This is a genomic window from Janthinobacterium rivuli (assembly GCF_009208735.1).
Classification (GTDB): Bacteria; Pseudomonadota; Gammaproteobacteria; order Burkholderiales; family Burkholderiaceae_D; genus Janthinobacterium.
In genome coordinates this window covers 142,253-154,713 of sequence record NZ_WFLJ01000009.1, presented here as the reverse complement: position 1 = coordinate 154,713, position 12,461 = coordinate 142,253, and the positions used below count along the sequence as shown (strand labels likewise).

Annotated in this window: 15 protein-coding genes; 10 read left to right on the top strand and 5 right to left on the bottom strand. The window is 65.4% G+C overall.

Annotated elements, in window-relative coordinates; translation table 11 throughout:
* Nucleotides 1-42 precede the first annotated feature (42 nt).
* The 3 genes from GCN78_RS13865 (at nucleotide 43) to GCN78_RS13855 (ending at nucleotide 2,593) form a co-directional block, all read left to right on the top strand.
* Nucleotides 43-654 (top strand): TetR/AcrR family transcriptional regulator, encoded by a 612-nt coding sequence (locus GCN78_RS13865; RefSeq protein WP_152252240.1) that lies wholly within the window; start codon nucleotides 43-45, stop codon nucleotides 652-654.
* Nucleotides 655-735: 81 nt separating this feature from the next.
* Nucleotides 736-1,893 (top strand): iron-containing alcohol dehydrogenase, encoded by a 1,158-nt coding sequence (locus tag GCN78_RS13860; protein ID WP_152252330.1) that lies wholly within the window; start codon nucleotides 736-738, stop codon nucleotides 1,891-1,893.
* A 22-nt stretch (nucleotides 1,894-1,915) separates the two neighbouring features.
* Nucleotides 1,916-2,593, top strand: a complete 678-nt coding sequence (locus GCN78_RS13855; RefSeq protein WP_152252239.1) for a type 1 glutamine amidotransferase domain-containing protein — start codon at nucleotides 1,916-1,918, stop codon at nucleotides 2,591-2,593.
* A gap of 7 nt (nucleotides 2,594-2,600) precedes the next feature.
* On the opposite strand, the gene GCN78_RS13850 is transcribed toward GCN78_RS13855, so the two are convergent.
* Nucleotides 2,601-3,188, bottom strand: coding sequence for a TetR/AcrR family transcriptional regulator (locus GCN78_RS13850; RefSeq protein ID WP_193316733.1), 588 nt, complete (start codon nucleotides 3,186-3,188; stop codon nucleotides 2,601-2,603).
* A gap of 41 nt (nucleotides 3,189-3,229) precedes the next feature.
* On the opposite strand from GCN78_RS13850, the gene GCN78_RS13845 reads away from it, so the two are divergent.
* A complete protein-coding gene (locus GCN78_RS13845) occupies nucleotides 3,230-3,757 on the top strand; it encodes a dihydrofolate reductase family protein (protein WP_152252237.1) in 528 nt (175 codons plus the stop codon).
* Here GCN78_RS13845 and GCN78_RS13840 read toward each other — a convergent pair.
* Complete coding sequence (locus GCN78_RS13840) at nucleotides 3,754-4,611, bottom strand: metallophosphoesterase family protein (RefSeq protein WP_226939634.1); 858 nt, start codon at nucleotides 4,609-4,611, stop codon at nucleotides 3,754-3,756. The genes GCN78_RS13845 and GCN78_RS13840 overlap by 4 nt on opposite strands.
* Before the next feature lie 86 nt (nucleotides 4,612-4,697).
* Here GCN78_RS13840 and bla point away from each other — a divergent pair, with 86 nt between their 5' ends.
* The 3 genes from bla (at nucleotide 4,698) to GCN78_RS29345 (ending at nucleotide 7,312) form a co-directional block, all read left to right on the top strand.
* The gene (gene bla / locus GCN78_RS13835) at nucleotides 4,698-5,642 is read left to right on the top strand and encodes a subclass B3 metallo-beta-lactamase (protein WP_152252236.1); all 945 of its coding nucleotides are present in this window, start codon (nucleotides 4,698-4,700) and stop codon (nucleotides 5,640-5,642) included.
* Between the two features lie 276 nt (nucleotides 5,643-5,918).
* Nucleotides 5,919-7,127, top strand: coding sequence for an RtcB family protein (locus GCN78_RS13830; protein ID WP_152252235.1), 1,209 nt, complete (start codon nucleotides 5,919-5,921; stop codon nucleotides 7,125-7,127).
* Between the two features lie 11 nt (nucleotides 7,128-7,138).
* Nucleotides 7,139-7,312, top strand: coding sequence for a hypothetical protein (locus GCN78_RS29345; protein ID WP_193316732.1), 174 nt, complete (start codon nucleotides 7,139-7,141; stop codon nucleotides 7,310-7,312).
* Nucleotides 7,313-7,319: 7 nt separating this feature from the next.
* On the opposite strand, the gene GCN78_RS13825 is transcribed toward GCN78_RS29345, so the two are convergent.
* A complete protein-coding gene (locus tag GCN78_RS13825; protein WP_152252234.1) occupies nucleotides 7,320-8,123 on the bottom strand; it encodes a metallophosphoesterase family protein in 804 nt (267 codons plus the stop codon).
* Between the two features lie 46 nt (nucleotides 8,124-8,169).
* Entirely contained in the window at nucleotides 8,170-9,075 is a 906-nt protein-coding gene (locus GCN78_RS13820; protein ID WP_152252233.1) for a LysR family transcriptional regulator, read from the bottom strand.
* A gap of 119 nt (nucleotides 9,076-9,194) precedes the next feature.
* Here GCN78_RS13820 and GCN78_RS13815 point away from each other — a divergent pair, with 119 nt between their 5' ends.
* Nucleotides 9,195-10,061, top strand: coding sequence for a pirin family protein (locus tag GCN78_RS13815; protein ID WP_152252232.1), 867 nt, complete (start codon nucleotides 9,195-9,197; stop codon nucleotides 10,059-10,061).
* Nucleotides 10,062-10,118: 57 nt separating this feature from the next.
* Nucleotides 10,119-10,820 carry an isochorismatase family protein gene (locus tag GCN78_RS13810; RefSeq protein WP_226939633.1) on the top strand — a complete coding sequence of 234 codons (702 nt, stop codon included), beginning with the start codon at nucleotides 10,119-10,121 and terminating at the stop codon, nucleotides 10,818-10,820.
* Between the two features lie 5 nt (nucleotides 10,821-10,825).
* Here the strand turns inward: GCN78_RS13810 and GCN78_RS13805 are convergent, their stop codons facing one another.
* Nucleotides 10,826-11,581: a substrate-binding periplasmic protein gene (locus GCN78_RS13805; RefSeq protein ID WP_226939632.1), complete on the bottom strand. Its 756-nt coding sequence runs from the start codon at nucleotides 11,579-11,581 to the stop codon at nucleotides 10,826-10,828.
* Between the two features lie 229 nt (nucleotides 11,582-11,810).
* Between GCN78_RS13805 and pnuC the strand changes: the two genes are divergently transcribed.
* On the top strand, nucleotides 11,811-12,401 hold the full coding sequence (gene pnuC, locus GCN78_RS13800; RefSeq protein WP_152252230.1) for a nicotinamide riboside transporter PnuC: 591 nt from the start codon (nucleotides 11,811-11,813) through the stop codon (nucleotides 12,399-12,401).
* Nucleotides 12,402-12,461 lie beyond the last annotated feature (60 nt).

Here is a 12,461-nt window from a genome sequence, read left to right as displayed (position 1 = left end):
TTTAATCTAGACGACTGGTCTAATTGTGCTACAATGCCTCGCATGAAAGCTGAATACACCGACGTGCGCCAGCACATTATCGACCAGGGCAAGGCCATCATCACGCGCAAGGGTTTTGCCGGGGTGGGGCTCAACGAGATCCTGTCGGCCGCCGACGTGCCCAAGGGCTCGTTCTACCATTACTTCAAGTCCAAGGAATTGTTTGGCGAGGCGATGCTGGAAGATTACGTCACCGGCTACCTGGCCGCGATGGAAGACGTGCTGGGCCAGCCTGGCCGGAGCGCGGCGCAGTCGCTGATGGATTACTGGGCCAGCTGGACCAGCGAGAGCCTCGATGGCAGCGCTTGCGACTGCCGTTGCCTGGTGGTCAAGCTCAGCAGCGAAGTGGCCGACATGTCGGAACCGATGCGCGTGGCGCTGCTCGATGGCACCCATCGCATCATCGCCCGGCTGGCTCTGGCCATCGCGCGGGGCAGGGTGGACGATACGCTGCCATCGGTGGCCGATCCGGCGCAGATGGCCGCCACCTTGTACCAGTTGTGGCTGGGCGCGGCCTTGCTGACCAAGCTGCGGCGCGATGCCAGCGCCCTGCAAACGGCCTGGCGGGCGACCCTGGCCATGTTGCAGCTGCCGCCGGACAGCTACGACCGATAAATAGCAGGCAAGCGGACGCACCACGTCCGCATTTTTTGAAACTCATTCTAGACGACCAGTCTAATAATCAGGAGCGGCATGATGAAAAACTTTGAATTCCATAATCCGACCCGTATCGTGTTCGGTCTTGATACCGTCGCCAAATTGTCCACCCTGGTGCCGCACGATGCGCGCGTGCTGATCTTGTACGGCGGCGCCAGCGCGGAAAAGACCGGCACCCTGGCCGAGGTACGCGCCGCGCTGGGCCAGCGCAGCGTGCAGGAGTTTGGCGGCATCGAACCGAATCCCAGCTATGAAACCCTGATGCGCGCCGTCGCCCTGGTACGCGGCGAGAAAGTGGACTTCCTGCTGGCCGTCGGCGGCGGCTCCGTGATCGATGGCACCAAGTTCGTCGCCGCCGCCGCCCTGTACGACGGCGAGCCGTGGGAAATCGCCGAGCGCGGCGGCGCCAACGTCCAGCGCGCCCTGCCGTTTGGCACGGTGCTGACCTTGCCGGCCACGGGGTCGGAAATGAACAGCGGCGGCGTGGTGACGAAAAAAGCCACGCACGACAAGCTGAGTTTCCGCAGCCCCTTGCTGTATCCGCAATTTTCCGTGCTCGACCCCAGTAAAACGTTCACCTTGCCGGCCACGCAGGTGGCCAACGGGCTCGTCGACGCCTTTGTGCACACCACGGAGCAGTATTTGACTTATCCGGTGCAGGCGAAGGTGCAGGACCGCTTTGCCGAAGGCTTGCTGCAAACCCTGGTCGAGATCGCGCCGCAAGCCGTCGCCGCGTCCGACGATTACGCCACCCGCGCCAATCTGATGTGGACGGCCACCCTGGCCCTGAATGGCTTGATCGGCGCCGGCGTGCCGCAGGACTGGGCCACCCACATGATCGGCCACGAACTGACGGCCCTGTACGACATCGACCATGCGCGCACCTTGGCCCTGGTGCTGCCCGCACTGCTGGACGTGCAGCGCGAGCAGAAACGCGGGAAGTTGCTACAGTATGGCGAACGTGTCTGGAACATCAGCAGCGGCAGCGACGACGAGCGCATCACCGCGGCCATCGCCCGCACCCGCGCCTTCTTTGAAGGCCTGGGCATCCCGACCCGCTTGTCCGCTTACCAGCTGGGCCAGGACGCGGTGGAAGCGGTACTGACGCAATTGGCAGCGCATGGCATGACCTCCCTCGGCGAACACCGCGATATCGACCTCGCGCGCAGCCGCCGTATCCTCGAAGCAGCACTGTAACCCTGACATAAAAGGACGCAACATGAACATCCTGATGGTACTGACCTCGCACGACCAACTCGGCGACACCGGCAAGAAAACCGGCTTCTGGCTGGAAGAATTCGCCGCGCCCTACTATGCCCTGCAGGAGGCGGGCGCCAGGCTGACGGTGGTGTCGCCCCACGGCGGCCAACCGCCGCTGGACCCGAAAAGCGACGAACCCGATTCGCAAACGGATGCCACGCGCCGCTTCAAGCAGGACGCCGCTGCCCAAGCCGTGCTGGCCAACACGGGCAAGCTGGCCGACGTGAAGGCGGCCGACTTTGACGCCGTGTTTTACCCGGGCGGCCATGGTCCGTTGTGGGATCTGGCCGAAGATGCGCACTCGATCGCGCTGATCGAGCAGATGATCGCCGCCGGCAAGCCCGTCGCCGCCGTCTGCCATGCGCCCGGCGTGCTGCGCCACGTGAAGGCGGCGGACGGCACGCCGCTGGTGCGCGGCAAGCAGGTGACGGGCTTTACGAATACCGAGGAAGACGCCGTCGGCCTGAGCGCCATCGTGCCTTTCCTGGTCGAGGACATGCTCAAGCAAAACGGCGGCGTCTACTCCAAGCTGGGCGACTGGCAGCCGTACGCCGTCACCGATGGCTTGCTGGTCACGGGCCAGAATCCCGCGTCGTCGGAAGCTGCCGCCCAGGCGCTACTCAAGCTGCTGGCCTGATGCCAGGCTAGTTCCGGGCGGCCATGCCCGCCAGGATCAGGCCGACCGAAGCATGCCAGGCCGTCTCGCTGGCCGGCCTGCCCGCCAGCGCATAGCCGTGCAGGAAATCGACGAGCGCGTCGCGCCCGCGCAGCCGGGTTTTTTTGTCCAGCGCGAGCCCGTCGATGGCCAGCTCGAACAGTGCCGTGAAGCGTTCGGCCACGTCGGCTTGTTCTACCAGCCCGCGCGCCATCAGGCGCACGAAATACGGCGTGGCGCTGACCAGTTCCAGGTATAGCGCGCACAGCGCGAGCACACGTCGTGGCGCTGCCTGGCGTCGCGTGAACGGCGGCCGCTGCGGATCGAGCGCGGCAAAACGCTGCGCCATCAAGGCCCGCAATAATTCCTCTTTTCCCGCGTAATAGTGATACACGGCCATGGCATCGACGCCCAGGCGTTGCGCCAGCGCGCGCATGGAAAACGCTTCGCCTTGCTCTTCGAGCAGGGCCAGGGCCGCGTGCAGGATGCTGGCGCTGTCCAGCGCGGGCGCGACGCGACGCGGACGCCCCGCGCGGCGCACGGGAGAGGTGATGGCTTGAAGTTTTGTGGTTTTCATGGGCATAATTCTACACCGTAGAATTAAATGAAAGCACACCCATGCAAAAAACTTCTGTCAGCGTTTTTCTCGGCATCAGCATCGACGGCTGTATCGCGGGAGAGAATGGCGACCTGTCCTGGCTGGCCGAGCTGGCGCCCGACTCGCCCGAGGCGACCGGCTACACGGCCTTGATGGAGCAGGTCGATACCCTGCTGATCGGGCGCACCACGTATGACGCCGTGCTGGGTTTTGAGCCATGGCCGTATGCGGGCAAGCGCGTGGTGGTCTTGAGCCACCGCGACTTCGCGCCGCGCCATGGCGAGCAGCGCCGCGAAGGCAGCGTGCGGGAAGTGCTGCGGGAGCTGGCAGAGGAGGGGTGCCGCCACGTGTATCTGGACGGCGGCGCCGTCATCCGCGCCGGTTTGCGCGAAGGCGTCATCGACAGTGTCACCTTGTCCGTGCTGCCCGTGGTGCTGGGCAAGGGCGTGCGCCTGTTCGAGGATGGCTTGCCGCGCAGCGACTGGCGCCTGGACGGCACGCGCCAGCTGCCCAGCGGCGTGGCGCAGCTGCGCTATCGAAAAAATTAAACCGCGCTGGCGATGTCGACGATGAAGCCGGGATCGTAGCGTTCGTTTTCGGGCGTGCCGTCCGGCCGCTTGTAGCCGCACGGGTTGCACACGACGCGGCAGTCCTCGACGCGATAGTCGAGCGAGGCATGCATGTGGCCATGCACCCACAGGTCCGCTTGCGCCACCAGCGCGTCCAGCCGCGAGGCGAAGGCGGGCGAACCGAGGTTCGTCGCGTACTGCTCTTCCACCGACAGCATCGAGGGCGCCATGTGCGTGATGACGACGGTCTTGCCATCGAAAGGCTGCGTCAGCTGCTGTTCCAGCCAGGCGCGGTGCCGCGCGTGCAGCTGCGCCGTGTCGGCCGCGCACAAGAGGCGCGGCGCATCGCCGCCAGTGCTGATGCGCTTGTAGTCGGGCATGTAGGCTTGCGCCGCATTGAGCGCTTCTTCCCGGCGCTCGGCGCCGAACAGCAGGAAATCCGTCCACAGGGTCGCGCCGAGGAAGCGCACGCCGCCCAGTTCCACGGCGTCGCCATCGAGCAGGCGGATGTTGGCGCCGCGCGCATTCGCGCTGGCGCAGGCGTCGCGCACGGCGTCCTGCATGCGTTCGAGCTGATGGCCATAGCCTTCGTGGTTGCCATGCACGTACAGCACGGGCAGGGCGCCGAAGGTGCGCGCGGCCCAGGCGATGGCATGGCTGCCCGTGTCGATGTCGCCGGCCAGGATCACCACGTCGGGGCGGCAGGCGGCAAGGTCGATGGCGGGCGTGTCTTCACCCCAGACTTCCAGGTGCAGGTCGGACAGAATCAGCAAACGCATGGCGGTGGGCGCGGCAAGGCGCACGGCAGTCGATGGGCCTCTATCGTAGCGCAAGTGGCCGCGTCCGTCCGCTTGACCGCGCGAGGCTGGCGACGTTACTCTATGGCATCGATTCATCCCGCCTATCTTCCTGGAGCCGCATGCCGCCTTTCTTCTTCCCCAAGACCTTGCTCAGTGTCGCGCTGGCCGCCATGGCGCTGCCGTTGACGGCGCATGCCGCCACACCCGCCGTCGATCCTTTGACGCAGCCGATCGCCTCGCCGTATGCGGCGCAATGGAACCGCCCGCAGCAGCCGGCGCGCATCCACGGCGACACGTACTACGTGGGCGTGGGCGGCTTGAGCGTGGTGCTGATCGATACGCGCGCAGGCTTGATCCTGATCGACGGCGCGTTGCCGCAATCGGTGGCCGCCATCAAGGAACACATCCTCGAGCTGGGCTTTCGCCTGCAAGACATCAAGTTCATCCTGAATACGGAAGCGCATTTCGACCATTCGGGCGGCGTCGCCGCGCTGGCCCGCGACAGCGGCGCGCAAGTGGTGGCCAGCCCGCTGGGAGCTGAGGCGCTGCGCGCCGGAGCGGTGCTCGCGATGGACCCGCAGGCGGGCGAAATCGATCCCATGCCGGCCGTGGAGAACGTGCGCGAGATCGCCGATGGCGAAACCCTGCAACTGGGCGACGTGACCGTCACGGCGCGCTACACGCCCGGGCATACGCCGGGCAGCACCAGCTGGACCTGGGTGTCGTGCGAGGATGCGGAGCGTCAGGAATGTCTGAACGTGGTGTTCGGCGCCAGCCTCACGCCGGTGGCGGCCGACGATTTTCATTACCTGGGCGATGAACGCCACGCGGACCTGACGCCAGCCTTCCGCCGCGTCATGCAGGACTTCGCCAAACTGCCATGCGACATCCTGATCTCGGCCCACCCCGACCACTCCGGCGGCGACCAGAAGCTGACGCAATTGCTGGAAGGCGTCACGCCGAATCCCTTCATCGATGCGCAGGCGTGCAGCCATTACGCGGCCAAAAATGAAGCCAAGCTCGATGCCCGCATCGCGAAAGAAAAAGCGGCTGCGACAAAATAACAACGTTGGCGTCTTCGCCATGAAAAGCGGTTGACGCACTGCGGCATAAAGTGCAGAATCATTGTCCGCAGTTCAGATTAACCAGATAAAGGAAAGGAAACCCATGTTCGAGCAGGCTGGCAGCAAGTACGACCACTAGCCCCGCGCATGACGCTCGGGGCCATCGGCACATTGCCGATCCCGAGCCGGTGTCCTTCAAAACCCCGGTGAGGAAACTCGCCGGGGTTTTTTGGTTTACCAGGACCCCGGCATAACGACAAGACCAAGGAATACGTTATGCCCATCCATCAGACATTGCACGGCGCCCAGGTGCCCGTGCATATTTTTACCGACGATATCGACGCGCAGGCGCAGCGCCAGCTGCACAATATCGCCAGCCTGCCCATCGTCCATCCGCATGTGGCGGCCATGCCTGACGTGCATGCCGGTATCGGCGCCACCGTCGGCAGTGTGATTCCCACGCGCGGCGCCATCATCCCGGCCGCCGTCGGCGTCGACATCGGCTGCGGCATGAATGCCGTGCGCACGACCCTGACGGCCAGCGACCTGCCCGACAATCTGGCGCGCCTGCGCAGCGCCATCGAAGCGGAAGTACCCGTCGGCTTCGAGCAGCACGAATGGAGCCGCGTGCAAGGCTCGCGCCAGGCGCGCGCCGTGCGGCCCCTCGGCGACCGCCTGGCGCACATCGTCGAGCGCCACCGTGGCATCGCCAAGATGCTGCGCCAGTTCGAGCGCACGTGGATCTGCCAGGCAGGCACCCTGGGCGGCGGCAATCACTTCATCGAAATCTGCCTCGACGAGGAACAGCGCGTGTGGATCATGCTGCATTCGGGGTCGCGCGGCATCGGCAACGTGATTGGCCGTTACTTCATCGCCGCCGCGCAGAAGGACATGCGGCGCCACCAGCTGCAGCTGCCGGACGCCGACCTGGCGTACTTCAGCGAAGGCTCCGCGGTGTTCGACGACTATGTGGAGGCGGTGGACTGGGCGCAGGATTATGCGCTGCTCAACCGCAGTGAAATGATGCGCCGCGTGCTCGACGTGCTGGCGAAGCATGCGCCGCCGTTCCGCCTTGATGGCGAAGCGATCAACTGCCATCACAACTACATTGCGCGCGAAACGCATGGCAATGAGGATTTGTATGTGACGCGCAAGGGTGCCATTTCGGCGCGGCAGGGCGAGCTGGGCATCATTCCCGGCAGCATGGGGGCACGCAGCTTCATCGTGCGCGGCAAGGGCAATGCCGAATCGTTCTGTTCCTGCTCGCATGGCGCGGGACGCAGCATGAGCCGCAGCGAAGCGAAGCGCCGCTTCAACCGCTTCGACCTGGCCGAGCAGACGGCCGGCATCGAGTGCCGCAAGGATGGTGGCGTGGTCGACGAGATCCCGGCCGCCTATAAGAATATCGACGCCGTCATGGCGCACCAGAGCGACCTGGTGGAAGTGGTGCATACCTTGCGCCAGGTCGTCTGCATCAAGGGCTGAAAGGAGCAACCATGAAGATCAAAGTGAAAGCCACACCGAAGCCGCGCAATCGGCTGGTGGCGGCCGGCAGGCTGCGCGGCGGCGCCGGCGCGCACCAGTCGGAGGCATCGCCGCGCGCGGCGCGCCGGGCCGGCAAGCACCGCCTGCAGCAATGGCTGGCGGGCCGCTTGAAGCCCGATGATTAGCGCATGATTAACGCGGCGGCAGCTCGACGATGAAGTTCGGGTTGAACCGGGGATTTTGCGGCGTGCCGCTGCGCGACTTGTAGCCGCACGGATTGCTGACGACGCGGCACTGGCCCAGCTGATAATCGCGCGAGACGTGGATGTGGCCATGCACCCACAGGTCCGCCTGCGCGGCCAGTTCATCGAGGCGCGAGGCATAGGCGGGCGAACACCCCTCGCTGCCGTAGGCATCGTCGACCGATTGCAGCGACGGCGCCATGTGGCTGATGACCACCGTGCGGCCGTCGAAGGGCTGCGCCAGTTCGCGCGCCAGCCAGGCTTTTTGCTGCGCGTGGAACATGGCCGTGTCGGCCGCGCGCAGCTTGCGAAAGCCCATGTTGGCCAGGCGGATGCGCTTGTAGTCGTTCATGACGGCTTCCGCGTCGCGCATGGCCGCCTGCCGCGTGTCGTCGCCCAGCAGGCGGAAATCCGTCCACAGGGTGGCGCCCAGGAAGCGTACCTTGTTGCCTGCCTGGTCCGTGATGAGGTGGCTATCGGCATCGAGAAAATGCACGTTGTCCGTGGCGGCGCAGGCCGCGCGCAGCTCCTGGCGCACCTTGTCCAGATGGTGGCCATAGCCTTCGTGGTTGCCATGCACGTACAGCACGGGCAGGCCCGCGAACGTGGTGGCGGCCCAGGCGACGGCGCGGCTACCCGTGTCGATGTCGCCGGCCAGGATCACGGCGTCTGGGCAGCTGAGCGCGAGGTCGCCTTGCGGCGCTTCGTCGCGCCATAATTCATGGTGCAGGTCAGACAAAATCAATAAACGCATGCGGCATCCGGGCGATTGGCGAATGCGCCATCGTACCTGAAAACCCTCACTCTTCCTCCAGCGCGGCGAAGCCGTGCGCCAGGTGGTCGATCAGCGCGCGCACGGCCGGCAGCAGGCCGCGCCGCGACGGGAAGACGGCGTGGATGATTTCGCGCTGCGGCCGCCATTGTTCCATCAGCGGCAGCAGGCTGCCATCGGCCACCTGCGCGGTGATCATCATGGTCGGCAGCTGCACCACGCCCACGCCGGCCACGGCCGCGTCGCGCAGGGTCAGCATGTCGCCCGTGACGAAGCGCGGCGTGTGGCGCAGCTGGGCGCGCGCGCCATCGGGACCGTGCAAATCCCACTGGTACTGCTGTTGTGGCGTGCCCAGGGCCAGGCTGGGCCAGTCGGCCAGGTCGGCCGGCGCTTGCGGCAGCGGCGCGCCGGCGAACAGCAGCGGGCTGCCCACCATGCACTGGCTGCGTTCGGCCAGCACGCGCAGCACCAGGTCGCTGTCGGGCAGCGGCGGCGGGCGCACGCGGATGGCCACGTCGATGCCTTCGGCCACCAGGTCGACGCGGCGGTTGCTCGCTTCGAGCAGCAGGGTCACCTGCGGATGCTCGCGCATGAAGCCGGCCAGCATGGGCGCGACCAGGGAATGCAGCAGGGCGATGGGGCAGGACAGGCGCACCGTGCCGCGCGGCGCGGCCCGCGTCAGGTCGATCGCGTCCTGCGCCGCCTCCGCTTCCACCAGCATGGCCTTGCAATGCTCGTAGAACGTCTGACCCACGTCGGTGACGGAAAAATGCCGCGTCGTGCGCTGCAGCAGGCGCGCGCCCAGGCGCTCTTCCAGCAGCGCGATGCGCCGGCTCAGTTTGGATTTCGGCATGCCCAGCGCGCGCCCGGCCGGCGCGAAACCGCCATGATCGACCACCTGCACAAAGTAATACAAGTCATTCAGGTCCTGCATGCCGCCTCCTTGATCGTTCTATTTTTGGAACGCTGATGGCGAATTTTACCGTCTACCGCCTTCATCGTTGCAAGCGTATTCTGTTTTCATCGTATGGCAACCCCCAACAGGAGATCGAGATGAACACAGTCACAGGTATCTACAGCGCGCCGCGCCGGCATTGGGTCGGCGACGGTTTTCCCGTGCGCTCGATGTTTTCCTACGGCGGCCATGGCAAGCAGCTGAGTCCCTTCCTGCTGCTCGACTATGCCGGCCCCGCCGAATTTGCGCCCGGCACGCGTCCGCCCGGCGTCGGCTCGCACCCGCACCGGGGCTTTGAAACGGTGACCATCGTCTACAAGGGCGAGGTGGCGCACCGCGATTCGACGGGCCAGGGCGGCGTGATCGGCCCCGGCGACGTGCAATGGATGACGGCCGGCGCCGGCATCGTGCATGAAGAGTTTCACTCGCCTGCCTTCACGCAGTCGGGCGGCACCCTGGAAATGGTGCAGTTGTGGGTGAACCTGCCGGCGAAAGACAAGATGACGGCGCCCGGCTACCAGGCCATCACCAGCGACACGATTCCCACGCTGGCGCTGCCGGACGATGCCGGTTCCGTGCGCGTGATCGCCGGCGATTTCGCTGGCCAGCATGGCCCGGCCCGCACGTTTTCGGCTATGCAGGTGTGGGACGTGCGCCTGGCCCAGGGCAAGCTGACGCAGCTGCCCGTGACGAGGGGTTGGAGCACGGCGCTGATCGTCCTGCACGGCACGGTACTGGTGAATGGCGAGAGCGTGGTGCGCGAAGCGCAGATGGCGCTGTTCGGGCGCGACGGCGACAGCATCACCGTCGAGGCGAACAACGATGCCGTGGTGCTGCTGCTGAGCGGCGAGCCGATCGATGAACCCATCGTCGGCCACGGTCCCTTCGTCATGAACACGGAAGCGGAAATCGCGCAGGCGTTCGAGGACTTCAACAGCGGCCGCTTCGCCCGCATCGCGACGTAATTCACTTTATGCCGTACCCATGCCGCATCCCGCGGCATGGTTTTTCAGGAGACCACCATGAGCACCCCCGCCAACTTCCAAGGTTTGCCACCGATGATCGATCCCGACGACGCCGTCATGCTGCTGATCGACCACCAGAGCGGCTTGTTCCAGCTGGTGCGCGACATCGAGCAGCACGTGCTGCGCGGCCACGTCACGGCGCTGGCCAAGCTGTCGCGCCTGGCCAACATGCCGACCTTCACCACCGCTTCCGTGCCAGACGGCCCGAACGGTCCATTGATCCCGGAAATCCACCATTTCAACCCGGACGCCGTCTACATCCCGCGCACGGGCCAGATCAACGCCTGGGACAATCCGGCCTGGGTCGAAGCCATCGAAAAGACGGGCCGCAAGACCCTGCTGATCGCCGGCACGCTGACCAGCGTGTGCATGGCTTTTCCCACTATCAGCGCGCTGGCGGCCGGCTACAAGGTGTTTGCCATCATCGACGCCTCGGGTAACTGGTCGAAGATGGCCACCGACATCACCATCGCGCGCGTGACGCAGGCGGGCGCCGTGCCGATCGACACGTATGCCGTGCTGGCCGAGGTGATGAGCACCTGGAACCGCGCCGATGCGATGGAATTCGCCGCCATCATGACGGACCACATCGTGCCGCCGTACCGCGCGCTGATCGAAAGCTACGACAAGGCGCAGGGCGTGCAAAAGAATGGCCGCGAGACGAAGCTGGAAATCCTGGAAGCGGCCAGCAAGGGCTGATCGCCTCAGGGCGCGTCGTAGCGGGCGCGTATCGCCGCCAGCGCGCCGCGCTGTTCCAGGTGCGTGATGGCGGCGTTCAGGCGCGCCAGGTCGGCGGCGCTGGTCGTGTGCGCATTGAGCATCAGGTGCACGGGGGCGCGCAGGACGAGGAAGGGCAGGGTGTTCAAGGCAACGCCCTGCAGGCGCGCTTCGTGGCGCACGGCCAGCACGTCGCCCAGCAGCAGGTCGGCGCGTCCCGCCTCGAGCATGCGCACGCCCTGCTGGAAGCTGCCGAACGCGTTCAGGCGGCCGGCCTTTTCCAGCGCCGGCCGGGCCGCCGCGTATTGCGCGCCATACCAGCCCACCTTGGGCGCCAGCAAGGTCGACTTGCCGCGCGCGAGCTGCGCGAAGCTGGAGATCTGGCGGTGGGCGGCGGGCGCGCCGGATTTGCTGAAGAGCCCTACGGCTTCGTCGCGATACGCAATGGAAAAGCGCGCATACGACTGGCGTTCCGGCGTCTCGGACGCGGCCAGCATCAGGTCCAGCCCCCCTTTCTGGAACAGCAGCTGGCGCCGCGCGGTGGGCAGTTCCGGCAGGGTGACGAGGGTGCAGTGCGCTTCCTTGAAGATGGCGCGCAGCAGTTCCAGGTCCAGGCCCGTAGCGCGGCCCTGGGCATCGCGGTAGAGATACGGCGGCCACTGTTCCAGCGCCATCGTCATGCGGCAAGCTACGGCGGGAACGGCGGATACGCCGAGCACTGCCGCAAACAGGAGATGGCGCATGCGCATATGGGGACTTCCCTGGAGTTTCAACTTGATATTCAATTTGCCAGAATGGCCATGGAAGTCAAGGGCTGCGGCTGCCGAAGCCCGGCCTGACTCGCATTTCCTCGATTTACGCGCGTTTTTTGCCGCGTGCCCCCATGGGCGTCGCTTCCGGCATGGCGAACACCGTGCAGTGTAATCGGCTATAGTGGCGCGGTGCAACCACTGCCCCGCAAAGGAAATCCGCTTGACTCCCCCGCTCGAGATCGCCGCCAATGTGCTGATGACTGCCTCCATCATCCTGGCTGGACGCAATAATATTCATTCCTGGTGGATCGGCATGGTCGGCTGCGTGCTGTTTGCCGTGCTGTTTTTCCAGGTCAACCTGTACGCCGACGTGATGCTGCAGCTGTTCTTCATCGTCACCTGTGTCATCGGCTGGCTGCAATGGCGGCGCGGCGCCGGCGGCAAGCCCTTGCCGATCACGCGCACGCGCTGGCGCACCCTGGCCTGGGTGGTGCCGGCCGGCATCGCCTCCGTGGTGATCTACGGCATGCTGCTGCACCGCTTCACGAATGCCTACGCACCGTTCATCGATTCCGCAGTGTTGGTATTTAGCATCATCGCGCAATTTTTGCTGATGAGCCGGCGCATCGAAACCTGGGCTTTCTGGCTGCTGGTCAACACCGTGGCCGTGCCGCTCTACTACAGCCGCGGCCTGCACCTGACGGCCGTGCTGTATGCGGCCTACTGGGTCAATGCCCTGATTTCCTGGTACTGGTGGAACGTGCAGGCGCGCCGCGCGGCGCTGGCGCCAATGGCGCATGCCGATGCCTGAATGTTGTCAAACGACAAGTCCTTAGATTCAAATCGTATATACAATCAATTTTTAATTCGT